Source organism: Nereida sp. NH-UV-3 (assembly GCF_042939535.1).
In the GTDB taxonomy this organism is placed as follows: Bacteria; Pseudomonadota; Alphaproteobacteria; order Rhodobacterales; family Rhodobacteraceae; genus Nereida; species Nereida ignava.
In genome coordinates, this window is the sequence record NZ_CP132157.1 from 2369685 (window position 1) to 2396226 (window position 26542).

A 26542-nucleotide genomic window follows, 5' to 3' on the forward strand; every position below is an offset into this window, starting at 1 on the left:
GGTCAAGCGCGACGCAGACTTGTTGAATGCTGTGCACAAAACCCTCTCGCACCTTTGGCCGATGCGATTTATAGACGGCGCAACAGCAAAGATAAGGAGCACTGCCATGCCCGCTGAATTGTCACCCATCGAAAAGGCCAAATTTGTCTCGGCCAAGCGCGCGAGTGATTTCGTTGAAACCGGAATGCGTGTCGGTCTGGGGACCGGATCAACTGCGGCGTGGATGGTGCGTTGCCTTGGAGAGCGCGTGAAAAACGACGGTCTGAAAATTAAGGGCGTGCCCACATCAAGCAGAACCGCAGCACTTGCCCAAAGTCTGGGCATTGAAGTGGTCACCCTTGACGAGGCCAAGTGGTTGGACCTGACCATCGACGGTGCGGATGAATATGATGCGGACCTAAGCCTTATCAAAGGGGGTGGTGGCGCGCATTTGCAGGAAAAAGTTGTGGCCACGGCCAGCGACCGCATGATCGTGATTGCGGATGCAGCCAAGAAAGTAGACACCCTTGGCGCGTTTCCACTGCCGCTTGAGGTGATCCCGTTCGGCTGGCAAACCACAAAAACCCTTGTGGAAGAAACGCTGGTTGGCATGGATGTTTTGGGTCGCACAACTGCGCTACGGATGAATGGTGACGCGCCGTTCGTAACGGATGAGGGCAACCACATTCTTGATCTGCATCTTGAGCGCATTGGCAATCCCCGCCAGTTGAGCCTTGTGATGAACCAAATTCCGGGCGTTGTGGAAAACGGGCTATTTATCGATATTTGTAATGTCGTTGTCGTGGGGCACGGTGATGGCCGCGTTGAGGTGACAGACATTTCCAACGGCACCGTTGAACATGACAGCGTCGATCTGATGGAGCATGAAAACCTGTTTGCCGATTTGGGCTGATTGTTAGGCCCATTCGGAAATAACGGGATGCATGGCGCGCTCTCAACTCTGTGATCGATGGGGCGCGCGGCTTGCGCTTGCCAAGCGGCCGTGTGCACACTGGTGCAAGACATGAAATGAAAACGCGCAGGTGGTGACACTGCTTGCGTGTTACTGAACAAAAAGAAAAGGGCCGTCGAATGGCATATGATTTTGACTTGTTTGTCATTGGTGGCGGTTCTGGCGGCGTGCGTGCAGCGCGGGTTGCGGCGGCAACAGGTGCCAAAGTGGCTTTGGCCGAAGGGTCTCGGTTGGGCGGCACATGTGTGATCCGCGGGTGCGTGCCCAAAAAGCTGATGGTCTTTGCATCAGAGTACCCCGAAACGTTTGAAGCCGCTCGCAATTATGGTTGGGATGTGATCACTGGTGATTTCAACTGGGGCACGTTTCATGGCAAATTAGTTGCCGAGTTGGATCGCCTTGAGGGCATTTACCGCCGCTTGTTGGACAATTCTGATGTTAAAATCTTTGACGCTTTTGCAAAGCTTGTGGATCCGCACACAGTTGAGTTGAATGATGGTGAACGTGTCACGGCAAAGACTATTTTGATCGCAACCGGCGGTACGCCAACGCGGCCTGATATTGCTGGCGCCGAATTAGGCATTGTCAGCGACGATATTTTTCATGTTGAGGCATTACCCAAGACGATGCTGATCATCGGCGGCGGTTATATCGCGTCTGAATTTGCAGGCATTATGAACGGCCTCGGTGTGAAGGTCAGCCAGTGGTATCGCGGCGAGCAAATCTTGCGCGGCTTTGATGAAGAAGCGCGCAACTTTGTGGCGGAAGGAATGCGCGAGAAAGGCGTTGATTTGGTCACCGGTGCGAATGCTGCATCGCTTGAGAAAACCGATGCGGGAATTTTCGTCAAAGGCACCCACGGTATTGATGCGACGTTTGATGTGGTGATGTTTGCAACGGGGCGCCGGCCCTTGACCGATAACTTGGGTCTTGATGCGGCAGGGGTTGCTACGGGCTCAAGCGGTCAGATTACAGTTGATAAGTTTTCACGCACCAGTGTTGAAAATATTTATGCGGTAGGTGACGTCACAAAGCGTGTTGAGTTAACGCCAGTCGCGATCCGCGAAGGCATGGCGTTTGTGGAAACCGTGTTTAATGACAACCCAACTGCCGTAGATCACGAGTTGATCCCATCGGCGATCTTTACACAGCCCGAGATGGGCACAGTTGGCCTGTCAGAGGAAGATGCGGCCAAGAAAGAGCCGATTGAGGTCTACTCGACCTCGTTCCGTCCGATGCAAACCGCGTTCGCGGAAGGGCAGGGCAAAGTTCTAATGAAACTGGTGGTTTCCAAGGCAACGCAGGTTGTTTTGGGCTGTCATATTGTCGCGCCTCACGCGGGTGAGTTGATCCAGCTAGCAGGTATTGCCGTGAAAATGGGCGCCACAAAAGAGCAGTTTGACCAAACATGCGCCGTTCACCCGACCATGTCGGAAGAACTGGTGACAATGAAAACGCCTGTGCGCAGCACTTGATCGGTGGAAGTTGCTTGAAATCACGCCACAATCGCCCACATAGAGTGGCATACCGACCCATTACTTAACGAAGAGAGCTTTTCATACATGGCTGGAAATAACGGCGGCCCTTGGGGTGGCGGAGGCGGAAATCGCGGCGGCGACGACCGTGGACAGGGAAATGACGGAAACCGTGGGAACGGTGGACGGCGTCCAAACGAGGGCGCGCAGATCCCGGAAATTGATGAGCTGATGAAAAAAGGCCAAGAGCAGTTGCGCGTCCTGATGGGTGGCAAAGGCGGCGGCACTGGTTCAGGCGGCAACGGCACCGGAGGCGGTGGGCCTATGCTAACCCGCGGTACGTTTGGCCTTGCCGCGTTGGCTGGTTTGGTTTTGTGGGGCATGGCATCGTTTTACACTGTCCGTCCTGAACAACAGTCAGTTGAGCTTTTCTTGGGTGAATTCCGCGGTGTTGGCACCGAAGGTCTGAACTTTGCTCCGTGGCCGTTTGTGACAGCCGAAGTGTTCAACGTGACCACAAACCGCACCGAAGACATTGGCGTTGGTCGTGGTACAAACGGCGACAACGGCTTGATGCTGACGACTGATGAAAACATCGTCGATATTGACTTCCAAGTGGTTTGGAACATCAAGAACGCGCAAGATTTCTTGTTCAGCTTGGCTAATCCGCGCCAATCAGTCGTTTCAATCTCGGAAGCAGCAATGCGCGAAGTTATCGCACAGTCTGAGCTTGCGCCGATCTTGAACCGTGACCGTGCAGCGATTGAAGCCGAGGTACGTACCCGTATCCAAGGCACCCTTGATGACCGCGACAGTGGTATCAACATTGTGCGTGTCAACTTCAACAAAGTGGACCCGCCAAGCCAGCAGGTCGCCCTGACTGACAACGACGGCAACACCCGGAATGTCAGCGTTATTGACGCTTTCCGCGATGTTCAGGCCGCCGAACAAGAGCGTGACCGTGTTGAGCGTCAAGCGGACGCCTATGCAAACGCACGCCTTGCGGATGCACGTGGTGAATCTGCGCGTGTCCTAGAGGAAGCTGAAGCGTACCGCGCGCGCCAAGTGAACGGCGCCATCGGTGAGGCATCACGCTTCTCATCCGTTTTGACTGAATACGCGCAAGCCCCCGATGTGACCCGCACCCGTCTTTACCTTGAGACGATGGAACGCGTTTTGGGCGACGTGGACAAGATCATTCTTGAAGACACCAGCAGCGGCGGTGGGCAGGGCGTCGTGCCTTACCTGCCTCTCAATGACCTGCGCCGTGGAGGATCAAACTAATGCGTAAGAACATTTATATCTTGCCAATTCTCGTGATCGTCGTGGCAACGGCCCTTTCGTCGATCTTCATTGTTGATGAACGTAACAAAGCACTCGTGCTGCGGTTCGGTCAGATCGTGAACGTGGTTGAAGAGCCAGGTTTGGGCTTCAAAGTGCCACTTCTTGATGAAGTCGTGCGCTACGAAGATCGTATTTTGTCGCTGCAAACACCCACAATCGAGGTCACCCCCGCGGATGACCGTCGTTTGGAGGTAGATGCGTTCGTTCTCTACCGGATTGCTGACATCATCCAGTTCCGCCAAGCGGTTTCATTTGGCGGCCTGCGTGAAGCAGAAGCACAGCTTGAAAACATTCTCGACGGTCAGATCCGTGCAGTTTTGGGTTCAGAAGGTGTTACGTCGAACACTATTCTGTCACCTGAACGGAGTGCCTTGATGGAAAACATCCGCGTTCAAGCTGCCGCACGTGCGGATGCTTTGGGTCTTGCGGTTGTTGAAGTGCGCCTGCGCCAGACTAACCTGCCTGAGCAGAACTTTGACGCGACACTGCAACGTATGATCGCCGAGCGTGACCGTGAAGCAACCGATGAACGTGCCCGTGGCCGTGAGGCCGCATCACGTGTGCGTGCGCTTGCCGACCGTACATACGATGAGATCATTGCTGAAGCGACACGTGATGCGCGGATCATTGAAGGTGAAGCAGATGCGGAACGTAACCGCATCTTTGCAGAAGCCTATACGAAGGACCCGGAGTTCTTTGAATTCTACCGCTCGCTTGCCGCTTATGAAGAAGCAATCAAGGGCAGCAATTCTACCCTCGTGTTGTCGCCCGATAGTGAGTTTTTCAATTACCTGCGCTCCGACACGGGCGCATCGGCAAACTAAGGCGAACGCCTCGTGTTTGTTGATTTAACATTGGCCCAGCTCCTTCTTTTGGGGCTGGGCCTTTTGCTTTTTGTGGAGGGGCTCGTCTATGCGCTCTTTCCCAAAATAGTAGAGCAACTTTTAGAGGCGCTGCGCGACACACCCCTTGAAGCACGCCGGTTGATTGGACTTCTTTCCATGCTTAGTGGCCTTGGGTTGTTGTGGTTTTTATCGTGACAATAGCGGGTGTTGCGCGGCGTAAATCCGCGCAACAATAGTCACAGCACCGTTATATCCGGCCCAAAGACTTGGCCATTTGCGCAAACGTCCCTACTTCTAAGTTCACAGCGGGAACGGTCCCCGCGTTTGATGCAATCTGACCTATGCAAAACATGCAGTCGAACGAGGAGTTTACATTGCAGTATTTGGCGAAAAACCTTCCTAGCCGCAGACAGCCTGCCCGAAGTGCTGTCAAAGTAGCGACCCAACCAAAAATGTCTCTGCCGATGTTTGCTGTCGCCCTGACGGCCTTGTTGGCGTTCTGCGCAATTGTGTTGGCGTCGGTGCCAGCAAATGCCCGCAGCGCCCCTGCAAGTTTTGCGGATTTGGCGGAGAAAATCAGCCCAGCAGTGGTCAACATCACCACGTCCACAGTTATCGCGGGCCGGACCGGTCCCCAAGGGATCGTGCCTGAGGGCTCGCCTTTTGAAGAGTTCTTCAACAACCGTCCCCGCAATAACGGACCCCGCCGCTCGTCCGCGTTGGGATCTGGCTTTGTGATTTCCGAGGACGGTTTCATTGTCACCAACAATCACGTCATTGAGGGCGCTGATGAAATCCAGATTGAATTTTTCCCCGGCGAAGGCCAGCCGACCGAGTTGTTGAACGCAGAACTGATCGGGACAGATAAAAACACTGATATCGCCCTTCTGAAAGTTGATGCAGATACGCCACTGCGCCATGTGCCGTTTGGGGACAGTAATATCGCGCGTGTGGGTGATTGGGTGCTTGCGATGGGTAACCCGCTTGGGCAGGGGTTCTCGGTTTCTGCGGGCATTATTTCTGCGCGCAACCGTGCCCTTCAGGGAAGTTATGACGACTACATCCAGACAGATGCGGCGATCAACCGTGGCAATTCGGGCGGACCATTGTTCAACATGGACGGCGAAGTGATTGGCGTGAACACAGCGATCCTGTCGCCCAACGGTGGGTCAATCGGGATCGGTTTTGCGATGTCTTCTGACGTTGTCACCCGCGTTGTGGCGCAACTGAAAGAATACGGCGAAACCCGTCGTGGCTGGTTGGGTGTGCGTATCCAAGACATCGCGCCTGATATGGTTTCTGCGATCGAAGGTCTTGAAAATGAGAAAGGTGCGCTTGTCACGGATGTACCAGATGGCCCTGCTAAGAACGCTGGTATTCAAGCAGGCGACGTTATTCTAAATTTTGACGGCGATGACGTTGAGGACACCCGTGGCCTTGTGCGCCGTGTCGGTAACACCGATGTGGACAAGACGGTGCGCGTGGTTGTGCTGCGCGACGGTAGCCGTGAAACGCTGCGTGTTACTTTGGGCCGTCGTGAGGCGGCGGAAGCGGCTAGCGCATCTGGCGATGATACACCGCAAGAGCCAGACAGCTTGGACATTCTCGGCATGACTTTGTCAGAACTGAGTGATGATATGCGTCAAGAGCTTGGACTAAACGAAGGTGCGGCGGGTCTGGCTGTTGTTGATCTTGATGAGGCGTCTGAGGCGTTTTCAAAGGGACTACGTGCGGGCGATGTGATCACCGAGGCTGGGCAAGAAAAGCTCGAGACTGTTGGTGATTTTGAAGACCGTGTCGCAGATGCACGCGATGCTGGGCGGACGTCACTACTGCTTCTCATCCGTCGTGATGGGCAGCCTCGCTTTTTGGCGTTGTCCCTAGACGACTAATCATCGCACGATGTGAAAAATCCAAAAGGCGCGTCAATTTCTGGCGCGCCTTTTTCACTGGTTTATGGATCACCGTAGTTCGCGTTTAATTGGGGCGAGCCCCAACTGCCGCGCGGCGGCAGTGGACAAAAGCGCGCTATCAAGGCCCTGCGCTTTTTGATAGCGCCGGATCGCCATGCGTGTCCTAAGATCCAGACCGCCTGTGATTGCGCCTGAGTAAATGTCGCGTGCCGCTAAGGCGCGCTGGACTGAAGAAACAAACGTCGGGGTTAGTTCGTCACTACATAGGGCTTCAAACCACAGCTCTTTGCGTTCCGTTACAATCCGCTGCAATGTTTCAGAGCGATACATCGGCGGTGACAGCACAGTTCCATCGCTGCTGAGTTGTGCGGGTTGCACCAGAATTTGCTGGGTCACAGTTTCTACCACAGCGGGGCTCACATCGCGGCCATAGCAAATCCCATCTTCGGCGTTGGGTGGCCCAATGCCAAACGCAGCCGTAGCTTGGTCTGCGCGAATGGGTTGTTCAACGGGCGTGCAGGCCGCAGAAATAGCAAGTACTCCAAGGCCCAGAATTTTGGGCAATTTGTTGAAGTGACAAAGACGCATTTGGGGTCCTGACGGCTAAATCCGAGATAAATCTTGGCACATGATAAGGTAATCTGCGGCCTCATCGCAAACCCTATGACCTTCGCTCTAGAAAAACTCTCAACGCGCCGCTACATCTTACGCCAGATATTTAAACTGGAGGCCATCTCATGGCGAAAATTACCTATATTGAATTTGGCGGCACCGAGCATGTTGTCGAAGTTTCGAACGGCCTTACGGTTATGGAAGGTGCGCGCGATAACAACATTCCGGGCATCGAAGCGGATTGTGGTGGCGCGTGTGCGTGTTCCACATGCCACGTGTATGTGGACCCTGCATGGGCTGATAAGTTGCCTGCTTTGGACGGCATGGAAGAAGATATGCTTGATTTTGCGTTTGAAGCAAAACCGGGTCAGTCACGCTTGACCTGTCAATTGAAAGTGACTGACGAGCTGGACGGGCTGATTGTCCGGATGCCTGAAAAGCAAGTTTAATGATTTGGCGCGCCGCTTGGTTGGTCGCGACGCTTGTCTGCTTAGCGGGCGGTGGCGCGGCTCAGACAATCCAAGCGGCGCGCTTTACCGACCCCACAACACGCTACGCGCATGGGGTGCTTGGGGATGCGGTTGAATACGGTGGCTTGCAGATCACCGTTTTATCGAGCAGCTGTAAGCGCATCATTCGCAGTATTATGTTACCCGTCAGTCATGTGTTTGAAGACATTGCCCCACGGCTTTGGGATGTAACCGGAGACGGTTTACCTGAGGTTGTAGTGATTGAGACTGATGTCGCACGCGGTGCGGCGCTTGCGATTTATGGCCCCAATGGCAAACTGGCTGAGACGCCTCATATCGGGCGCACGAACAGGTGGCTTGCCCCAATTGGTTCGGCTGATTTGGACGGCGACGGAATAATCGAGATTGCTTATATTGACCGCCCGCATTTGGCCAAAGAGCTGCGAGTTTGGTCGTTTGTGAACGGTGATCTTCGCCCGTTGGCGCGCGCGTCGGGGCTGACCAATCACCGCATCGGCGAAGACTTTATTTCCGGTGCGTTGATCCAGTGTAATGACATTCCTACGATCATTACCGCAAACGCAGATTGGTCACGTCGCATGGGGACTGTGCTTCAGGCGGGCACGCTTATTAGTCGTGATTTGGGCCCATTTGCTGGGCGCAAAAGTCTTGAACGCTGTTAAATTATGATGCGCCTTAAAGGGCGCGCCAACCGATATCGCTCCGGCTGAACCCTTCAGGCCAATCGATTTTATCCAGCATTGCGTAAGCCGCTTTGTGAGCCTCGGCCAATGTCGCGCCGCGCGCTGTGATGTTCAGCACCCGTCCACCGTTGGAGACAATCGCACCGTCTTTCTGTGCGGTTCCAGCGTGGAAACACATTTGCGTGCTGCTTTCAGGTAGGGCGTCTAGGCCGCGAATTTCTGTGCTTTTGGTATAATCGCCCGGATAGCCATTTGCGGCCATCACGATGGTCATTGCGTGGTCGTTGGCCCAGTTGACCTGTGCCGATGAAAGCGTGCCATCGGCACAAGCCAGCATCAAATCCAGTGCTTGCGCCCCAAGTCGCATCATCAATACCTGACATTCCGGGTCCCCAAAGCGCGCATTATATTCAACCAATCGCGGCTGGCCGTCTTTGATCATCAGGCCCGCATAAAGCACCCCTTGGTAAGGCGTTCCACGTCTCGCCATTTCGGCGACACAGGGTTTGATGATCGTCTCCATCGCCAGCGCTTCAACAGATGCGGACAATACAGGCGCTGGCGAGTAGGCGCCCATGCCGCCAGTGTTCGGGCCAGTATCCCCGTCGCCTACGCGTTTATGATCCTGCGCAGTGCCCACGCTCAGCACGTTTTCACCATCACAAAGCACGAATAGAGAGCCTTCTTCGCCCTCCATGAATTCTTCGATCACGACCTCGGCACCCGCACCGCCAAATGCACCACTGAACATATCATCAATCGCATCAAGGGCTTCGGCCTCGGTCATTGCGACAATCACGCCTTTACCTGCCGCAAGCCCATCAGCTTTGACCACGATAGGGGCACCATTCTCGCGGATGTAATCTTTGGCCGGTGCTGCGCTGTCAAAACGTGCATAGGCCGCTGTAGGTGCGTCACATGCATCGCATAACTCTTTGGTAAAGGCTTTGGACGCTTCCAGCTTTGCCGCTTCTTGAGAGGGGCCAAAGGTCAAGATACCTGCCGCGCGTAAGCTGTCACCCACACCCGCCGCAAGAGGTGCTTCGGGGCCGATGATGACAAAATCAATACTGTGATCTGTGGCAAATTGCACAACCGAAGGGCCGTCGTTGATATCAAAGTTGGCGCATTCGGCGATCTGTGCGATGCCGGCGTTGCCGGGGGCCACAATCAGGCGGTCACATTTGGGGTTTTGCTTTACGGCCCACGCCAACGCATGCTCACGTCCGCCGCTTCCCAGAATAAGAATGTTCATCGCGCAGTTCCCCTTGGCCTTGGTTTGCGTGCGTTCTAAGCTGGTGTGAAGTGATGCACAAGGAACGGCCTGTGATGGATTTGATCGACGACCCCCGTAGCGGTGAAAACGCACCAGAATTTAGCGTTTCCGAAATTTCGGGCGCGGTCAAAAAGACGGTTGAGGGTGCGTTTGGGCATGTGCGCGTCAAAGGCGAGGTGGGCCGTGTGATGCATGCGCGCTCAGGACATCTTTATTTTGACATCAAAGACGACCGCACCGTGCTTGGCTGTACCACTTGGAAAGCCCAAGTCGCGCGCCTGAACGTGATCCCCGAAGAGGGTATGGAAATTGTGGCCACTGGCCGGCTTACGACATTTCCGAACCAGTCAAAGTATCAGATGAACGTTCAAGACGTTAGCGTGGCCGGTGTTGGTGCGTTGATGGCCATGCTTGAAAAGCGCAAGACCAAGCTGGCCGCTGAGGGGCTTTTTGATCCCGCGCGCAAAAGCAATATTCCATTTTTGCCAGATGTTATCGGGGTTGTGACCTCGCCAACCGGTGCTGTCATACGTGATATTCTGCACCGGTTGCGTGACCGGTTTCCACGCAAAGTGCTGGTCTGGCCTGTGGCCGTTCAGGGTGCGAATTGTGCCGCTGAAGTGACCCGTGCGATCGAGGGGTTCAACGCCATGACGCCCGGTGGCGCGCTTCCGCGGCCTGACGTTTTGATTGTTGCACGTGGTGGTGGCAGCATTGAGGACCTGTGGGGATTTAATGAGGAAAATGTGGCGCGCGCGGCTGCGGCCAGTGATATTCCTCTCATCTCTGCTGTCGGGCACGAAACCGACACAACATTGATCGATTATGTTTCGGACAGGCGCGCGCCCACGCCAACGGCGGCGGCGGAAATGGCGGTGCCTGTACGCCTTGATATGCTGGCCTTTGTAAACGAATGCGGCGGGCGTTTGTCGCGCGGCCTTGCAAACGGGATGACGCGTCGTGCAGACCGCCTGCGTGATCTGGCCCGTGGCCTGCCGCGGCCCGAGCGGTTGACCGAAGACCAGCGCCAACGTTTGGATGCGGCCTCTGACAGATTGGATGGCGCGCTGAACCGTTTTGTCAGTACCAAACGGGTTGCTCTGGCTGATGTTGCTGGTGGCGTGCGCCCCACAGTGCTGAGCGCGCGGATCGCCGAAGCACGCAGGCGCACGGATGATCGCGCGCGCCAATTGGTGCCTGCATTGACGCGCAAAACGGAACGCCGCCGCGAAGCATTGGCAGGCGTAAGTGCGCGTTTGCGCCCTGCAGTGGTTGCAAGTGAAATCACCAGACAGCGCGAACGCACTGGGATGCTTGGCATCAAGATGAGCGGTGGCGCCACGCAACGCATTACAACTGCGCGTGCAACGCTTGATGGGCTTGAAAGACTGCGCAAAACATTGGGGTATGAGGCCACGTTGGAACGCGGCTTTGCTGTGGTGCGCAGCGCAGGTGCGGTCATTACGCAAGTGGATGATGCGCGCGCTTCTGATGCCTTGGAAATCCAGTTCAAAGATGGCCGCGTTTCACTGGGGTCCGCAACGGGATCGCGGGATGCTGAAGCGACTGTGAAAAAGCCATCTACTGCGCCCAAAAAACGGATCAAAAAGGATGACACCCCGCCCGAGCAAGGCACGCTGCTTTAGGTTTGCATGTTGTTGTGGGTGGTGCGGTTGGCGGTGTTGGCTGTTGCTTTGACACGCTCCGCGTCCGCTTGGCCCTGCTAAATGTCGCTTTTGCCCCTGACCGCAGTTTGTGAACGGGGCTACAAGAAAATAGATTTTTCGGGGGATGCGCAAAATGGCATTGGACAGCAAGGATATGGACGCGGGCAAAGGCGTTTGGAAATCGGGCAAAGGCAAGGGCCGCCGCCACACCAAAGGCCGTCAGCTTGATGATGCTGCGTGGGGCGAAGTGCAAAGCCTGCTTGACGGGAAATCCCGCGACCGTGATCTGTTGATCGAGCATTTACACTTGATCCAAGATAAATTCGGCTGCTTGTCCGCGGCGCACCTACGTGCCTTGGCCGAGGAGATGCGTTTGTCTATGGCCGAAGTTTATGAGGTGGCGACGTTTTATGCCCACTTTGATGTCGTCAAAGAAGGCGAGACCCCGCCGCCTGCGCTGACCATCCGAGTGTGTGACAGTCTTTCGTGCGAGCTTGCAGGCGCCCAAGCGTTGCAAGATGCGTTGGAGAAGGGACTGAATGCCGATGAAGTTCGCGTGGTGCGCGCGCCATGCATGGGACGGTGTGATACGGCACCGGTGCTTGAGCTGGGTCACAACCACATTGACCACGCTGATTTAGCCAAAGTCGAAGCGGCAATCGCGGCGGGTGACACACACGCCCATGTGCCTGGTTATGAGGCGTTAGATGCCTATCGCGCCGCCGGTGGTTACGACAGCCTGACATCACTGCGCCAAAGTGGCGATTGGGAAGTGGTACAAGAAAAAGTGCTGTCTTCCGGTTTGCGCGGCTTGGGTGGTGCTGGTTTTCCGTCGGGCAAAAAATGGGGTTTTGTGCGTGCAAACGCAGGACCGCGTTACTTGGCTGTAAATGGTGATGAGGGCGAACCCGGTACATTCAAAGACCGCTATTATCTTGAGCGTACACCGCATCTTTTCCTTGAGGGTATGTTGATCGCAGCTTGGGCTGTTGAGGCCGAGAAGGCGTTTATTTACATGCGTGACGAGTATCCTGCAGTGCTCGAAATATTGCGCCGTGAGATTGCGGCACTTGAGGATGCGGGTATCGTTGAGGCCGGCTATATTGACCTGCGCCGCGGTGCGGGTGCGTATATCTGCGGTGAGGAATCCGCGATGATTGAAAGCATCGAAGGCAAGCGCGGCATGCCACGGCACCGGCCTCCTTTTGTGGCTCAGGTTGGCATTTTTGGCCAGCCTACGCTGGTCCATAACGTGGAAACCCTGCATTGGGTCGCGCGCATCTGTCGTGAAGGCCCCGAGATTTTGAGCAGTGTTGAGAAGAATGGCCGCAAAGGGTTGCGCAGCTATTCTGTGTCGGGACGTGTGAAGAACGCGGGCGTTTATTTGCTGCCCGCTGGCTCAACCATCACGGATATCATCGAAGCAGCTGGCGGCATGGCTGACGGGCACGTTTTCAAAGCCTATCAACCGGGCGGGCCGTCTTCTGGGTTGTTGCCTGCTTCCATTCACGATGTGCCGCTTGATTTTGACACGTTGCAGCCGCTTGGCACCTTCATTGGCTCTGCTGCTGTAGTGGTGTTGTCAGATCAGGATCGTGCCCGTGATGCGGCGCTGAATATGCTGCGCTTTTTTGAAGATGAGTCCTGTGGTCAATGCACACCGTGCCGTGTGGGCTGCGAAAAGGCTGTAAAGCTGATGCAGGCCGATACGTGGGATCAGGGCCTTCTGACCGAGTTGAGCACCGCAATGGTCGATGCCTCAATTTGCGGTTTGGGACAAGCGGCGCCAAACCCGATCAAATTGGTCATGGAACACTTCAAAGACGAAATCTGAGTACTTCTGCAGGGCCAGTGCGCAAAATTACAGCGCGTCTGGCCCTTGCGGTGCAACGGGCATCTTTCAAAAGCGCTGCCAAAGGGTTAGATCACTAAGTGAACCCTTTTCGGAGAGCCGATTTGTCTTTTTTCAATAAGCTGAAATCCAAGCTTTTTAAGTCTTCCTCCAAACTTGAGGAGGGATTGGATGCGATTGTCGAGGATGGTGGCACGGTCGAAGAAGAACCGCAGTCCGACGTAGCCGTTGCGGCAGAGGCCGAGGCTGAAGTCCAAGTCCACGACGCGCCTGGATCGGAACCGGTTAGTGAACCAGAAAAAGCGGTGCCGGAGCAATCTGCGCCGGATGAGGCCGTGCGGGATGAGGTGGAGTTTGTCAACGAACCTGTTGACGTAGCCGCTAAAACCGAAACTCCTGAGCCTGAGCCTGAGCCTGAGCCTGAGCCTGTTGCGGCGCCCAAGGTCGAAATACCTGCTGCCCCACAAGAAAAACCAAGCTTTTTGGGCCGTGTCTTTGGCCGAAGCGCTAAGCAAACTGCCGCACGCAAACGTGTGCTCGACGACGATATGCTTGAACAGCTTGAGGAGTTATTGATCGCCTCAGATATGGGGGTTGATACGGCTCTGCGCGTCACCGCAAACATGGCTGAGGGCCGCATTGGTAAGCGCCTGTCGACCGCTGAGATCAAGTCCTTGCTTGCCGGTGAAGTGGCGCGGATCATGGAACCTGTCGCCAAACCTATGCCACTTTATGCTAAAAAGCCCCAAGTGGTTCTGGTCGTCGGCGTAAACGGGTCTGGCAAAACCACGACGATCGGCAAGCTGGCCCTTCAGTTCAAAAATGCAGGTAAAAAAGTGGTCATCGCCGCCGGTGATACGTTTCGCGCCGCTGCCGTTGAGCAATTGCAGGTCTGGGGTGAACGGGCTGATGTGCCGGTTTTGACCGCACCCGAAGGATCTGATCCGGCTTCGCTTGCGTTCGACGCAATGATCAAGGCCGAGGCAGATGGTGCTGATTTGTTGATGATAGATACGGCTGGTCGCTTGCAAAACCGCGCTGATTTGATGGAAGAGTTGTCAAAGATCGTGCGTGTCATTCGCAAGAAAGACCCTGATGCACCTCATAACACGGTGTTGGTGCTCGATGCGACCACGGGGCAAAATGCGGTGAACCAAGTTGAGATTTTCCAAAAACTGGCTGATGTATCCGGCCTTGTGATGACCAAACTGGACGGCACCGCAAAGGGTGGCGTTTTGGTTGCGCTTGCCGATAAGTTTGGCTTGCCCATTCATGCGATTGGCGTTGGTGAACAGATTGATGATTTATCCCCGTTTGACCCCGAAGAATTTGCGGCGGCCTTGACCGGCGCGGATGTTTAGAAGCGAAAAATAAATATGAGTGAATGGTTGGTCTCGCTGGAGGGAACAGAAGCGGGGCATCAACTTGCGCTTGTTCTTGCGCTGTCTGCGGCGTTCTTGCACGCGGTCTTTGGAGCGCTGCAAAAAGGGCGTTTTGATCCTTGGCTGTCGCGTGCGTCGATTGATGCCTGTTTGGTTGTTATTTCGCTGCCGGTCGCGCTGTTTTTGGTGCCGTGGCCCGAAGGTGGTGCGTGGTGGTTGATGGCCGGTGCAGTGGTTATCCACTTGATCTACAAAGTGCTGATCGCCATGGCCTACACACGCGGCGCCTACACAGTTGTCTACCCTGTGATGCGCGGCACGGGGCCGCTTTTTACTGTAATCGGCGCTTATTTGATTTTTGGTGAGGTCTTCACAATCGTTCAGTGGTTGGGCGTATTCACACTTGTGGCGGGTATTTTCGGACTGGCTGCGTACAACTTTTTCCGGCTTGATAGTGGCCGCGATACGCTAATCCCTGCTTTGTGGTTTGCAGTCTGCACGGGGCTTTTTGTAGCGATCTATACAACTTATGATGCTTACGCGATCCGTGCATTGCCTGATCCATTCACGTTCATCGCATGGTTTTTCTTACTCACATCGATGGATTTTCCGCTGTTGATGCTGTGGCGCTACCGTAAAGGAGACTGGCCTGATGTGCGAGGTTTGATGGGGCGCTCGGTGATGGGGGCATTTATTGCCTATGGCTCTTTTGGGGCGGTGATGTTGGCCACGCGCCTTGATAAAGTAGGCGAGGCGGCTGTGCTGCGCGAAACCTCAGCGGTTTTTGCGGCTTTCATTGGCTGGATATTTTTGAAAGAAACAGTCGGTCCAAGACGGATAGGCTTGATGGCGCTCATTGCGCTTGGTGCAGTTATTGTGGAAATGGGAGGCTAACAAATGGCCGGAAAACCAATCAATCCAATCGTCAAACAGGTGCTTGAGTTAGGGCCGACAATCGCGTTTTTCCTGATCTATCTTCGCATCAAAGACGACAGCTTTACGTTTGCGGGCACTGAATACTCGGGCTTTATCGTCTCCGCAGTGATTTTCATTCCAATCCTGCTAGCAGCAATGGGTACGCTTTGGGTGCTGACAGGTGAGTTGAGCAAGATGCAGGTCTTCACCGCCTTCATGGTTATTTTCTTCGGCGGGCTGACAGCGTGGTTCAACAACGAGACCTTCTTCAAGATGAAGACGACCATTGTTTACGGTGTCTTTGCAGTGCTTCTGGGCGGTGGGCTTTTGCGTGGGCGCAGCCTGCTGGCTTATGTACTGGGCGATGCGATGCCCATGCGCCAAGAGGGCTGGATGATTTTGACCAAGCGGCTGACAGCGGCCTTTGTGCTTTTGGCAGTTGCGAATGAAGTTGTTTGGCGGACCATGTCCACGGACGCTTGGGTCAAGATCGAGACATTCGGGTTCCCGATTGCTCTGTTTGCGTTTCTGTGGGTGCAGATTATTGCATTGCAAAAATATATGGACGAGCCAGATCAAGCGGACTGAGTGGCGCGCCCATATTTTTGACCTCGGTGGCCTACTTCGTTTTGAATAGCGCTTTTTGTGCGTCCTTGCTGGAATGATCGCCACGCTTTTCAGCCAGCAGCGCACGCCCCTCAATAACAGCAGGCCGTGCGCTGACGGTCTCAAGCCAGCGGTGTAAGTTCGGCTTATCATCCAGCGTCTGTTGCTGGCCTTCCCACAAAGACGCCCACCCCCAAATTGACATATCGGCGATTGAATAAAAATCCCCTGCCACAAATTCGTGTTTTGCCAACTGCCTGTCTAGCACTCCGTAAAGGCGCGCGGTTTCTGCACGGTAGCGGTCTTTAGCGTAAGGAATATCTTGGGGCGGATCCATCGCCGGGGCGTATTTTAGGAAGTGATGCGCTTGTCCGGCCATGGGGCCTAAGCCGCCCATTTGCCACATTAGCCATTGATCTACTGCGATGCGGTCACGCTTAGTCGGGCCGCCGAACTTGCCAGTCTTGCGCGCCAGATACTGCAAAATAGCACCGCTTTCAAAAATAGATATCGGCACACCGTCTGGCCCATCAGGATCGGTGATCGCGGGCATGCGGTTGTTGGGTGCTATTTGCAAAAAGGCGGGATCGAATTGATCGCCTTTGCCGATGTTGATTTCATGCAGTTTGAACGGCAAGCCCATCTCTGCAAGTGCAATGCTGACTTTCCATCCGTTGGGGGTGGGCCAGTAGTACAGATCAATCATGGGCAAGCTCCTGTCATCACAATTTAGCAAGACAATGGCGGATTTGATTTATTGTGCAAGGGCCATGCTTGACGGCTCGAGCGGGCTTGGCATAGAACAGTTTCGTGGCGATTTGTTACCGGATTGCGGGCCACGTTAAATATGCCGCTAAAGAGGGTCAGGTGCCAGCGTTGCAACCCCGCCCTTGACCGGTGGGGTTTTTTATTTGGGCCACGGCCCGCCGAAGGAAAATGACATGACAAAGAAACATCCTCGCACTGCCGCCGTTCACGCAGGCACCCGCCGCAGCCAATACGGTGAACTTTCAGAGGCGATGTTTTTGACCCAAGGGTTTGTCTACCCCACAGCTGAAGCCGCTGAGGCGCGCTTTGTCTCGCTTGGTGAGGACGAGTTTATCTATGCCCGCTATGGCAACCCAACCGTGCGGATGTTCGAAGAACGCATCGCGGCGATTGAGGGCACAGAAGATGCCTTTGCCACGGCCAGCGGCATGGCTGCGGTGAACGGCGCCGTGATGGCCGGTCTGAAAGCAGGCGATCACATCGTGGCCGCGCGCGCGTTGTTTGGGTCGTGTCTTTATATCCTCGACGATATTTTGCCGCGCTTTGGTGTTGAGGTCACGTTGATTGACGGCACTGACCTGAACGCATGGAAAGAGGCCCTGCGGCCGGATACCAAAATGGCCTTCTTTGAGACCGTCTCGAACCCTGCTCTGGAAGTGATCGACATTGCTGCGGTGTCCAAACTGGCCCACGCGGTGGGCGCCTATGTTGTGGTGGACAATGTGTTCTCAACGCCTGTCTTCTCTGACGCTGTGGCGCAAGGGGCCGACGTGGTGGTCTATTCCGCGACCAAACACATTGACGGTCAGGGCCGTGTTCTGGGTGGTGTCGTTCTGGGCAGTCGCGATTACATTCGCAAAACACTTGAACCGTATCTAAAGCACACAGGCGGTGCGATGTCGCCGTTCAATGCGTGGACGCTGCTTAAAGGGCTTGAGACGATGGATCTGCGTGTGCGCGCACAAACGCAAAGTGCTTTGGAAATCGCTAAGGTTCTGGAAGGCGATGCGCGTCTGGAGCGGGTTATCTACCCCGGTTTGCCCAGCCATCCGCAGTATGACATTTGCATGAAACAGCTTGGCGCGGGTGGAACAGTTTTAGCCATTGATGTGCGGGGCGGCAAAGACGCCAGCTATGCGATGCTGAACGCGCTTGAAGTATTTACCATTTCAAACAACTTGGGCGATGCAAAATCAATCGTCACCCCACCTGCTTTCACGACGCATCAGCGTTTGCCCCAAGAGCAAAAAGACGCATTGGGCATCACGGAGGGGCTTGTTCGCATCTCGGTCGGGCTTGAGCATACTGCCGATTTGATCGCTGATCTTGAACAGGCGTTGGCGCAAATTTAAGCGTCAGACTCCGCATTTAACTGATCTAAAGCCGTTTGTGTCACGTAATTGTTTGGTAATATGTGCTACGCCCCTTATGTCTGAGTGGTTCGCGTTGCCCGATAACCAACAAGGGGAGGGACTTTAGATGAACTTTCACACGCCCGATATGGACCGTGAGCCTACCCGAGAAGAAGCCGAAGCGGCCCTTGCTGTTTTGCGGCGGTGGGCCGGTGGCGCCACAGATGTTGAACGCAGCGATCTTGATCCGGCTGTTGCGCGTTTGACTGTTGATGCCCCCACCGATTATCCAGACTTGTCGCATCAGTATCCGGCCGAGTTTACGGTGGACGCGGCGTATAAAGCATCGCTGCCTGATCTCCAAAACGGCCCCACATCCCTTATCCGCGGTGCTAAACGTCAAATTCAGCATGTGGGCATTAGTAACTTCCGCCTGCCAATTCGGTTTCGGACCCGTGATAACGGCGATCTGACCCTTGAGACATCTGTTACGGGCACCGTCAGCCTTGATGCTGAGAAAAAAGGCATCAACATGTCGCGCATTATGCGCACGTTTTATCAATCCGCTGATGAGACCTTTAGCTTTGATGTGATTGACCGAACTCTTGATGCGTATAAAACCGATTTGGAAAGCTTCGACGCGCGTATCCAGATGCGTTTTTCCTTCCCTATGAAAGTTGCCTCTTTGCGGTCGGGGCTGTCTGGCTATCAGTATTATGACATCGCGCTTGAGTTGGTTGAACAAGCAGGCGTGCGCAAAAAGATCGTGCACCTGGATTACGTCTATTCCTCAACGTGCCCTTGTTCGCTTGAGTTGTCAGAGCATGCCCGCCAAACCCGCGGACAACTGGCAACGCCGCATAGCCAACGTTCGGTTGCGCGTATTTCGGTGGCGCTTGAAAATGATGCGCAGGTGTTGTGGTTTGAGGATTTGATCGAAATGGCCCGCCGCGCCGTGCCAACTGAGACACAAGTCATGGTCAAGCGTGAAGACGAACAAGCTTTTGCGGAACTGAACGCGGCCAACCCCATTTTTGTTGAAGACGCCGCGCGGCTTTTTTGTGAGCAATTGCAAGCTGACCCGCGCGTTGGCGACTTCCGCGTGATTGCCAGCCACCAAGAAAGCCTGCACAGCCACGATGCGGTCAGTGTTCTTTTTGAAGGCGATACCTTTGCGTCAGACAGCATCGATCCCAAGCTCTTCGCCACGCTGTTTCACGTAGGCTAGAACAAAGCTGTGGTGCCCGCTTGCGACCCTAGTCATGCATGCTGCCTTGACACCCCATGGCGCAGGGTCCAACCCTTCTGACCATGTTGGATCTGCGTCCTATCGGTTATGTCATTGGCCTTTTGGTGGCCGCTTTGGGGTGCGCGATGCTGCTTCCCATGGCAGTGGATTTGTACGCCGGTGACCGCAATTGGATGGCCTTTTTGGAAAGCGCGATCATCACTGTTTTCACAGGTGGGCTTATCGCACAAAGCTGCGCTAATGCGGATCATCGCGGCCTCACCATCCAGCAGACATTCATTCTGACCACTTTTGTTTGGCTGGCATTGCCACTGTTTGGGGCTTTACCTTTTTATTTCGGCGCAACCCAAGCAAGTCCTACGGATGCGTTTTTTGAGGCCATGTCTGCCCTGACAACCACGGGCGCCACTGTCTTTTCTGGCTTGGGTGATCTGCCTGTGGGGATCAACATTTGGCGCGGTGCGTTGCAGTGGCTTGGGGGCATCGGGATTATTGTTGTGGCAATGGTCTTTCTGCCTGAGTTGCGCGTTGGAGGCATGCAGATTTTCCGCTCAGAGTCTTTTGATACTTTTGGCAAAATCCTACCCCGCGCCACAGAGATTTCGAGCAAAATTTCCGTGATCTACATCTCGATTACAGCCGCTGCGATCATTGCTTATTTGGCATGTGGGCTGTCGGGGATGGATGCGTTTATGCATGCCATGACAACGGTTTCCACGGGCGGGCACTCTAATTATGACGCCTCGTTCAGCGCACTTCCCGCCGCTGCCGAGTATGTAGCCGTCGTGTTCATGATCGCTGCTGCCTTGCCGTTTGTGCGCTATGTACAGCTTATCTCAGGTGATAATCTTGCGCTGTTGCGGGATGCGCAAATCCGCGGCTTCTTGATCATTCTGGCTGTTGGCGTAGCGGCCGTAACGATGTGGCTCTGGTCACAGGGGGGCTTTTCCGAAGAGGCGTTGCGCAAGGCGCTTTTCAACGTCACGTCCATCATGACGGGCACTGGTTATTCCAGCGCGGATTACATGCAGTGGGGCAGTTTTCCTATTGCCGTGATCTTTTTCATTGGACTTGTCGGGGGCTGTGCTGGCTCGACCTCTTGTTCGATCAAAGTGTTCCGGTTCCAGCTGCTGTTTGCCTCGATACGTGCGCAAATCAACGCAATCCACTCGCCTCACGGTATTTTCACGCCTCGCTACGAAGGCCGTGCGATTGAGGAAGACGTGGTAAACTCGGTCATGGCATTTTTCATGGTGTTTGTCGTAACTTTGGGCGTTGTGGCCGTGTTGCTTGGCCTGACTGGCTTGGATTTTACCACATCGGTTTCGGGTGCCGTTGCGACTTTGGCCAATATTGGTCCTGGCTTGGGGGACAAAATTGGACCTGCGGGCAATTACGGTGATATCAACGTGGCCGCAAAATGGATCATGATTGCGGCGATGGTCATCGGACGCCTTGAGTTGATGGCGGTCTATGCCATGCTGACCCTGCGTTTTTGGCGCAACTGATTATTCCCAACACTGCACCAGAACGGTAAATTCGCGGGCCTGTAGCGTCAGCTCCTCTGGCGAAAGGCGCTCCGTTGCGCTGTTTGGGGCCTCAATCGTAACATCAGCCGCTTTTGCAAGATCAACCAAAGTGCTGCTGTTGATTGCAAATTGCACATCCGCAGGTAGAGCTTGCGCGCTTGGGCTTTGGCGGGGGGCCAGCATGCCGATCACCGCGTTGTTGTTTGCCACAACGGGCCCGCCGATATCGCCCCTTCCGGCCAGCATAGACAGGCGGCTTAGGTCAGCCTCACCTTGCAATCCACGCAGGTCTTGCAGTGTTCCAAACGTCAGTGTCGCCGCGCGCAACACACCGCCATAGGGGTATCCCGCAACTGCAACGCTTTGCCCAAGCCGAATGGGGTCGCCCGTAAGCTGCGCATAGGATGCAGGGGCAAGCGGCTCAATGGGTATGAGCACGGCAAGCTCACCGGTGCCTGTGGTGCTTGGGTTCGCCAATGTTGCGGTGTAGCGATCGTTTAATGAAATACGCCCGCATCCCGCGACGTTTGCGGCATGGGTCAGTACCGTACCTTGATCATCGATGAAAAAGCCTGATCCTGCCCGCAGCGGTTGGCGTATTTCAAGACCCGCGACCAGATCAATTGCCTGCTCGGCAGGATCACCCAAAGTGGGGTCCAACACCCCTTCAATCGGTGTGAAGCTGTCTTTGAGGCCCTGAACAATCCGCGCGCGGCGCGGCTCGTCACCGGCGGGCCAGATCAGCGTGAAGCCTTTGATCTTGGCGCGTTTCGTTTCCGCAAAAGTGTAGCTGATGAAATCATCCCCAATGCCTTCCATCTCAAAAGTGTCGTCACGAATTTGCCGCGCGCCGTCAGACGGAACAATTTCAAGGGTCTGCATGATGTCGTAAAGCCCGCGCAATTCAGGTTCTGCCCCGTCCTGCGAGATCAACAAAAGCTGGGCTTGCTCTATGTTGCCCGACGCTGTGAAAAGGGCAAAAGGTGGCGCGTAGGCGTCAAAACTCACAATATTCGTAGGCACCAGCATTTCGATGCCCGCTTTTGCTTCGCGCACCACCTCAAGACCAAGCCCCTCAAAAACCGCATTGAATTGTTCAAGTAAAATGGCCCGCTCGCCGGTGGTCAAAATGCCAGTCTCGTCAAATCCTTGCTGTGCTTGCCATGCGCGCATCGCACCACGTGTGCCGCGCCCGTAGGATCCGTCAATAGCTGCTGCGTAAACACCTGCCCACGCTAACGCGCGTTGGAGTTCTTTTTTGTTGTCCCTTGATAAAAGCCGTTCTGATCTTTGCGCCTCGGCGCGCGTTTCATCGGGAATGTATGCCTGTGGAATTGGGGTAAGCTCAGCTGTTTCAAGTGTCGGCGTTACTGTTGGCGCCTGTGTTGGTGTCGGCTCACCTACCTCCGGAGTAGTGGCCGGAGCCGCGGCCGCAGTCTCGGCAAATTGTGCGCCGATCGGGAAAAACTGCTGCTGAAGGCGAGACGAAAATTGCACAAAGCTGTCGCGGGGCACCAACCCGTCGCGGCGCAATTGGCGCAGGGCCGCGCGGGCGTCCTCAGCGGTATATGGCCCCAACAAGATACCGTACCAGCCCGACCCAAGGTCGAAGCCCGCCACATTTGGGAAGGTCTGTCCGTAGTCGCGTATCCGGTCTTGCGCGCCCAAAAGGGTTGATTGCGCCTCAATCTGGATCCAGCTGCTTTCTTGTGGCGTGACTTGTGCAGCCGGTGCGGTTTGCCCTGAAATGGTCTGCTGTGCCAACGCGGGCAGGGAGGCAGTCAAGGCGGTTGAGCATGCGAAAAAACAGGCGGCAGTAATAGGGCGCATAAGGTCTCACTCTTGAAAATTGGACCAGCGGTCCGGCTACGTATCCCAGCAAGATTGCCCGCAATCTATCCAGATCACAAGGTGCGCGTAGAACCAAGTTTACGGGCGCCGGTTGACCCTTGTTGGGGCACGCTTTATGGGTCAGGCAACTCTGTTTTGATAGGCGGTTCGCCATGACTACACCAGCGCTTGATACCCCGCGTTCGTTCCAAGAAATCATCCTGCGGCTGCAAAATTACTGGGCCTCAAAGGGCTGCGCGATATTGCAACCCTATGACATGGAAGTCGGCGCGGGCACGTTCCACCCTGCCACAACGCTGCGCGCTCTTGGGGACACACCGTGGGCAGCGGCTTATGTGCAGCCTTCGCGCCGGCCAACAGATGGGCGCTATGGTGAAAACCCGAACCGTTTGCAGCACTACTATCAGTATCAAGTGCTGATCAAACCATCGCCTTCTGATCTGCAGGACCTCTACCTCGGCTCATTGAAGGCAATTGGCATCGACATGAGCTTGCATGATATTCGCTTTGTCGAGGACGACTGGGAAAGCCCCACGCTGGGCGCTTGGGGTCTTGGCTGGGAAGTGTGGTGCGACGGTATGGAAGTCTCGCAGTTTACGTATTTTCAACAAGTTGGCGGGCATGATTGTAAGCCGGTTTCAGGCGAGCTGACGTACGGGCTTGAGCGTTTGGCCATGTATATTTTGGGCATCGATCACGTGATGAATATGCCGTTCAACGACCCCTCCGCGCCAATCCCGCTGAGCTACCGCGACATCTTCAAGCAAACCGAAGAAGAGTATGCGCGCTGGAACTTTGATGTGGCAAACACCGAAACTCTCTTGCAGCATTTCAAAGACGCCGAGGCCGAGTGCGAAGCGATTTTGGCGCAGCCGCACGAGGATCCAAAAACGGGCAAGCGCATCGTGATGGCGCACCCCGCCTATGATCAGTGCATCAAGGCGTCACACGTGTTCAACCTGCTGGATGCGCGCGGCGTCATTTCGGTGACCGAGCGGCAGGCCTACATCGGGCGTGTTCGTGCGCTGGCCAAGCGATGCGCAGATGCGTTCGTGCAAACTGAGGCGGGCGGATACAAGGCGGCTGAGGCATGAATGGCGCACGCATCGCAATATCGGCCATTGTCGTGAGTGCTCTCATCGCGGGTATCGCGCTCTATTATCTTCAGGTTTACGCTTTTTATGATGAGGTCACGGACGGCGGTGTTGAACTGACCCCTGTGACCAGTGATGTGGCCGAGCCTATTTTGTTTGCAGACTTTCAAGCGATTGATGCAGACAGCTCACCGCTTCGGTACCGCGCATGCTTTACCACGCAGATGTCAGAGGCGATGCTGACGGAAACCTACAAAATCTATGACGCGGCCGAGCCCCGTGTGGCGCCCGATTGGTTTGAGTGCTTTGATGCGGATGCGATTGGTGCTGCCCTGGAAGATGGCACAGCAACGGCGTATTTGGGCGAAGCAAACGTGCAATACGGGATCGACCGTGTGGTAGGCATCATGTCTGATGGGCGCGGCTTTGTCTGGCACCAGATCAACGGCTGCGGCGAGGTGGTTTTTGACGGCCGTCGCGCGCCTGAGGGTTGCCCAACACCGCCGGAGACCCTTCAGTGATTTTGGCCACACCAATTTATTTGGGCGCGCGCGGAATTCCGCAGTTTGCTGCCCTTTGATCCGAAACGAAAAGATACCCTCGCGACCCGCGATTAAGGACCCGATATGCCCGATCTTTTGATTGAACTCTTTTCCGAAGAAATTCCAGCGCGCATGCAAGCGCGTGCCGCAAAGGACCTGCAAAAGCTGATTACAGGTGGCTTGGTTGAGGCAGGGTTGACCTATGCGGGGGCCGCGGCTTTTCACACCCCACGTCGTTTGACCTTGGCTGTGGGCGAGTTGCTGGCGCAAAGCAAACCGACTGTAGAAGAACGCAAAGGTCCCGCCGTTGGCGCACCCGACAAAGCAATCGAAGGGTTTTTGCGCGGTGCTGGTGTCAGCAAAGATGATCTTGAAGTGCGGACTGTTGGCAAGAAAGAGGTCTATTTTGCGGCAATCCATAAACCAGGGCGTTTGGCAGAAGATGTCATTGCTGAAGTTCTTGAAGCTGCGGTGCGCAACTTTCCGTGGCCGAAATCCATGCGGTGGGGGGCTGGCAATCTGAAATGGGTCCGGCCGCTTCATTCAATCCTGTGTATTCTCAGCGATGAAGAGGGAGCACGTGTGGTCCCTCTTGAGGTTGAAGGGATCGTTTCTTCTAACACCACACGGGGTCACCGCTTTCATGCGCCTGACGCGTTTGCTGTCTCGTCATTCGATGATTACACAAGCAAGCTTTCACGCGCTCATGTGGTTTTGGACGCGGCTGAGCGGTCTGACGCGATTTGGCAAGATGCCACTAACCAAGCCTTTGCGGGCGGTTTTGAAGTTATCGAAGATGCGGGCCTGTTGGCCGAGGTTGCTAACCTTGTAGAGCATCCGGTTGTGTTGATGGGCACAATTGATGAGGACTTTCTTGAATTGCCAGCGGAGGTTTTGCAGACCTCCATGCGCGAGCACCAAAAGTTCTTCTCGGTTCGCAGCACCAAAACGGGCCGCATTGAACGGTTTGTAACCGTGGCCAACATCGCAACAGCCGACAATGGTGCAACTATTCTGGCGGGCAACCAAAAAGTGCTGTCGGCCCGTTTGGCTGATGCAAAATTCTTTTGGGAAAATGACTTGCGCATCGCCAAAGCAGGCATGGCACCTTGGACCGATGCGCTAAGCAATGTGACGTTCCACAACAAGCTGGGCTCACAAGCAGACCGCATTACACGGATCGTCGCCTTGGCGCGCCGTTTGGCGGATGTAACCGGGTCTAATGCCAACGAGACAGAACAGGCGGCAGGTGTTGCCAAAGCTGACTTAAGCTCGGAAATGGTTTATGAGTTCCCCGAATTGCAGGGGCTTATGGGGCGCTATTACGCCACGGCCGCTGGTATGTCCGAGGCAATCGCAGCCGCAGCACAAGAACATTATTCCCCTCTCGGTCCGACTGATGCGGTGCCAACTGCGCCTGTGTCAGTGGCCGTTGCCCTTGCAGATAAGCTGGATACGCTGGCGTGCTTCTGGGCGATTGATGAAAAACCGACAGGCTCCAAAGATCCGTTTGCCCTTCGGCGTGCGGCATTGGGTGTGACTCGTCTAATTCTTGAAAACGACCTGACTTTGCCCCTTGGCGATATCATTTCAGCAGCGCACGCAGATGCAGATGCCTCTGATCTATTGGCCTTCTTCCACGACCGCCTGAAAGTCTACTTGCGCGATCAAGGCATTCGCCATGACATCATTGATGCGTGCACGGCGATGGACGGCAACGATGATTTGAACTTGTTGGTCAAACGCGCACGCGCGTTGTCGGACGCGCTAAAAACCGATGACGGAGAAAACCTGATCCAAGGGTTCAAGCGCGCCAACAACATCCTCAGCCAAGCGGAAGCTAAAGACGGGGTGGAGTACTCCTTCGGGGCAGACATCAAGTTTGCAGAAGCCGACACAGAGAAAGCCTTGTTCGGAGCCTTGGACACCGCTGACGCTGCGATTGCATCGGCAATGAAAAGTGGTGATTTTGCTGCTGCAATGTCGGCAATGGCGCAGTTGCGTGCACCAATCGATGCGTTCTTTGACGATGTGAAAATCAATGCTGATAGCGAAATTATTCGCCGAAACCGCCTGAACCTGCTAAGCCGTATCCGCACAACCTGCGGTGCGGTGGCTGACCTGACCCGTATCGAGGGATAGCG

General features: G+C 55.0%; 23 protein-coding genes and 1 riboswitch. Of the genes, 19 read left to right on the top strand and 4 right to left on the bottom strand.

The window, feature by feature from the left end; all coding sequences use genetic code 11:
* The first annotated feature begins 106 nt into the window (after window positions 1–106).
* The 6 genes from rpiA (at window position 107) to NeNHUV3_RS11680 (ending at window position 6508) form a co-directional block, all read left to right on the top strand.
* Window positions 107–892, top strand: coding sequence for a ribose-5-phosphate isomerase RpiA (rpiA, locus tag NeNHUV3_RS11655; protein WP_391481562.1), 786 nt, complete (start codon window positions 107–109; stop codon window positions 890–892).
* Between the two features lie 179 nt (window positions 893–1071).
* The gene (gene gor / locus NeNHUV3_RS11660; RefSeq protein WP_391481563.1) at window positions 1072–2427 is read left to right on the top strand and encodes a glutathione-disulfide reductase; all 1356 of its coding nucleotides are present in this window, start codon (window positions 1072–1074) and stop codon (window positions 2425–2427) included.
* 87 nt (window positions 2428–2514) lie between these two features.
* Entirely contained in the window at window positions 2515–3711 is a 1197-nt protein-coding gene (gene hflK / locus NeNHUV3_RS11665) for an FtsH protease activity modulator HflK (RefSeq protein ID WP_177193435.1), read from the top strand.
* On the top strand, window positions 3711–4595 hold the full coding sequence (gene hflC, locus NeNHUV3_RS11670; RefSeq protein ID WP_048598269.1) for a protease modulator HflC: 885 nt from the start codon (window positions 3711–3713) through the stop codon (window positions 4593–4595). Before hflK ends, hflC begins: the two co-directional genes overlap by 1 nt.
* Before the next feature lie 12 nt (window positions 4596–4607).
* Window positions 4608–4811, top strand: coding sequence for a DUF2065 family protein (locus NeNHUV3_RS11675; RefSeq protein ID WP_341246657.1), 204 nt, complete (start codon window positions 4608–4610; stop codon window positions 4809–4811).
* A gap of 269 nt (window positions 4812–5080) precedes the next feature.
* On the top strand, window positions 5081–6508 hold the full coding sequence (locus NeNHUV3_RS11680; protein WP_391483254.1) for a Do family serine endopeptidase: 1428 nt from the start codon (window positions 5081–5083) through the stop codon (window positions 6506–6508).
* A 69-nt stretch (window positions 6509–6577) separates the two neighbouring features.
* On the opposite strand, the gene NeNHUV3_RS11685 is transcribed toward NeNHUV3_RS11680, so the two are convergent.
* Window positions 6578–7117 (bottom strand): peptidoglycan-binding protein, encoded by a 540-nt coding sequence (locus tag NeNHUV3_RS11685; protein ID WP_391481564.1) that lies wholly within the window; start codon window positions 7115–7117, stop codon window positions 6578–6580.
* Between the two features lie 149 nt (window positions 7118–7266).
* On the opposite strand from NeNHUV3_RS11685, the gene NeNHUV3_RS11690 reads away from it, so the two are divergent.
* Together NeNHUV3_RS11690 and NeNHUV3_RS11695 are read left to right on the top strand one after the other, a co-directional pair.
* Window positions 7267–7590, top strand: a complete 324-nt coding sequence (locus tag NeNHUV3_RS11690; protein WP_048598267.1) for a 2Fe-2S iron-sulfur cluster-binding protein — start codon at window positions 7267–7269, stop codon at window positions 7588–7590.
* Window positions 7590–8294, top strand: a complete 705-nt coding sequence (locus NeNHUV3_RS11695; protein ID WP_391481565.1) for an FG-GAP repeat domain-containing protein — start codon at window positions 7590–7592, stop codon at window positions 8292–8294. The genes NeNHUV3_RS11690 and NeNHUV3_RS11695 overlap by 1 nt, the downstream gene beginning before the upstream one ends.
* Before the next feature lie 13 nt (window positions 8295–8307).
* Here the strand turns inward: NeNHUV3_RS11695 and purD are convergent, their stop codons facing one another.
* Window positions 8308–9570, bottom strand: a complete 1263-nt coding sequence (gene purD, locus NeNHUV3_RS11700) for a phosphoribosylamine--glycine ligase (protein WP_391481566.1) — start codon at window positions 9568–9570, stop codon at window positions 8308–8310.
* A 74-nt stretch (window positions 9571–9644) separates the two neighbouring features.
* Here purD and xseA point away from each other — a divergent pair, with 74 nt between their 5' ends.
* From xseA to NeNHUV3_RS11725, 5 genes are all read left to right on the top strand, one after another.
* Window positions 9645–11237, top strand: coding sequence for an exodeoxyribonuclease VII large subunit (gene xseA, locus NeNHUV3_RS11705; protein WP_391481567.1), 1593 nt, complete (start codon window positions 9645–9647; stop codon window positions 11235–11237).
* Window positions 11238–11391: 154 nt separating this feature from the next.
* Window positions 11392–13092: an NAD(P)H-dependent oxidoreductase subunit E gene (locus tag NeNHUV3_RS11710; RefSeq protein ID WP_391481568.1), complete on the top strand. Its 1701-nt coding sequence runs from the start codon at window positions 11392–11394 to the stop codon at window positions 13090–13092.
* A 122-nt stretch (window positions 13093–13214) separates the two neighbouring features.
* A complete protein-coding gene (gene ftsY, locus NeNHUV3_RS11715) occupies window positions 13215–14471 on the top strand; it encodes a signal recognition particle-docking protein FtsY (RefSeq protein ID WP_391481569.1) in 1257 nt (418 codons plus the stop codon).
* 15 nt (window positions 14472–14486) lie between these two features.
* A complete protein-coding gene (locus NeNHUV3_RS11720; RefSeq protein ID WP_391481570.1) occupies window positions 14487–15386 on the top strand; it encodes an EamA family transporter in 900 nt (299 codons plus the stop codon).
* Window positions 15387–15389: 3 nt separating this feature from the next.
* Window positions 15390–15995, top strand: a complete 606-nt coding sequence (locus tag NeNHUV3_RS11725; RefSeq protein WP_391481572.1) for an inner membrane-spanning protein YciB — start codon at window positions 15390–15392, stop codon at window positions 15993–15995.
* 31 nt (window positions 15996–16026) lie between these two features.
* Here NeNHUV3_RS11725 and NeNHUV3_RS11730 read toward each other — a convergent pair whose 3' ends face one another.
* Window positions 16027–16719: a glutathione S-transferase N-terminal domain-containing protein gene (locus tag NeNHUV3_RS11730; RefSeq protein ID WP_391481573.1), complete on the bottom strand. Its 693-nt coding sequence runs from the start codon at window positions 16717–16719 to the stop codon at window positions 16027–16029.
* A 94-nt stretch (window positions 16720–16813) separates the two neighbouring features.
* A riboswitch (SAM riboswitch) is annotated at window positions 16814–16891 on the top strand.
* A gap of 63 nt (window positions 16892–16954) precedes the next feature.
* Between NeNHUV3_RS11730 and metZ the strand changes: the two genes are divergently transcribed.
* The 3 genes from metZ to NeNHUV3_RS11745 all read left to right on the top strand — a co-directional run bounded on the left by metZ (window position 16955) and on the right by NeNHUV3_RS11745 (window position 20890).
* Window positions 16955–18133, top strand: a complete 1179-nt coding sequence (metZ, locus tag NeNHUV3_RS11735; RefSeq protein ID WP_391481574.1) for an O-succinylhomoserine sulfhydrylase — start codon at window positions 16955–16957, stop codon at window positions 18131–18133.
* Between the two features lie 127 nt (window positions 18134–18260).
* On the top strand, window positions 18261–19361 hold the full coding sequence (gene folE2, locus NeNHUV3_RS11740) for a GTP cyclohydrolase FolE2 (RefSeq protein ID WP_391481575.1): 1101 nt from the start codon (window positions 18261–18263) through the stop codon (window positions 19359–19361).
* 83 nt (window positions 19362–19444) lie between these two features.
* Window positions 19445–20890: a TrkH family potassium uptake protein gene (locus tag NeNHUV3_RS11745; RefSeq protein WP_391483256.1), complete on the top strand. Its 1446-nt coding sequence runs from the start codon at window positions 19445–19447 to the stop codon at window positions 20888–20890.
* On the opposite strand, the gene NeNHUV3_RS11750 is transcribed toward NeNHUV3_RS11745, so the two are convergent.
* Entirely contained in the window at window positions 20891–22741 is a 1851-nt protein-coding gene (locus tag NeNHUV3_RS11750) for a trypsin-like peptidase domain-containing protein (RefSeq protein WP_391481576.1), read from the bottom strand.
* 173 nt (window positions 22742–22914) lie between these two features.
* Here NeNHUV3_RS11750 and NeNHUV3_RS11755 point away from each other — a divergent pair, with 173 nt between their 5' ends.
* The 3 genes from NeNHUV3_RS11755 to glyS all read left to right on the top strand — a co-directional run bounded on the left by NeNHUV3_RS11755 (window position 22915) and on the right by glyS (window position 26540).
* Window positions 22915–23856 carry a glycine--tRNA ligase subunit alpha gene (locus NeNHUV3_RS11755; RefSeq protein ID WP_391481577.1) on the top strand — a complete coding sequence of 314 codons (942 nt, stop codon included), beginning with the start codon at window positions 22915–22917 and terminating at the stop codon, window positions 23854–23856.
* Entirely contained in the window at window positions 23853–24377 is a 525-nt protein-coding gene (locus tag NeNHUV3_RS11760; RefSeq protein WP_391481578.1) for a DUF6446 family protein, read from the top strand. Before NeNHUV3_RS11755 ends, NeNHUV3_RS11760 begins: the two co-directional genes overlap by 4 nt.
* 105 nt (window positions 24378–24482) lie before the next feature.
* Complete coding sequence (gene glyS, locus NeNHUV3_RS11765) at window positions 24483–26540, top strand: glycine--tRNA ligase subunit beta (protein WP_391481579.1); 2058 nt, start codon at window positions 24483–24485, stop codon at window positions 26538–26540.
* Window positions 26541–26542: the final 2 nt, after the last annotated feature.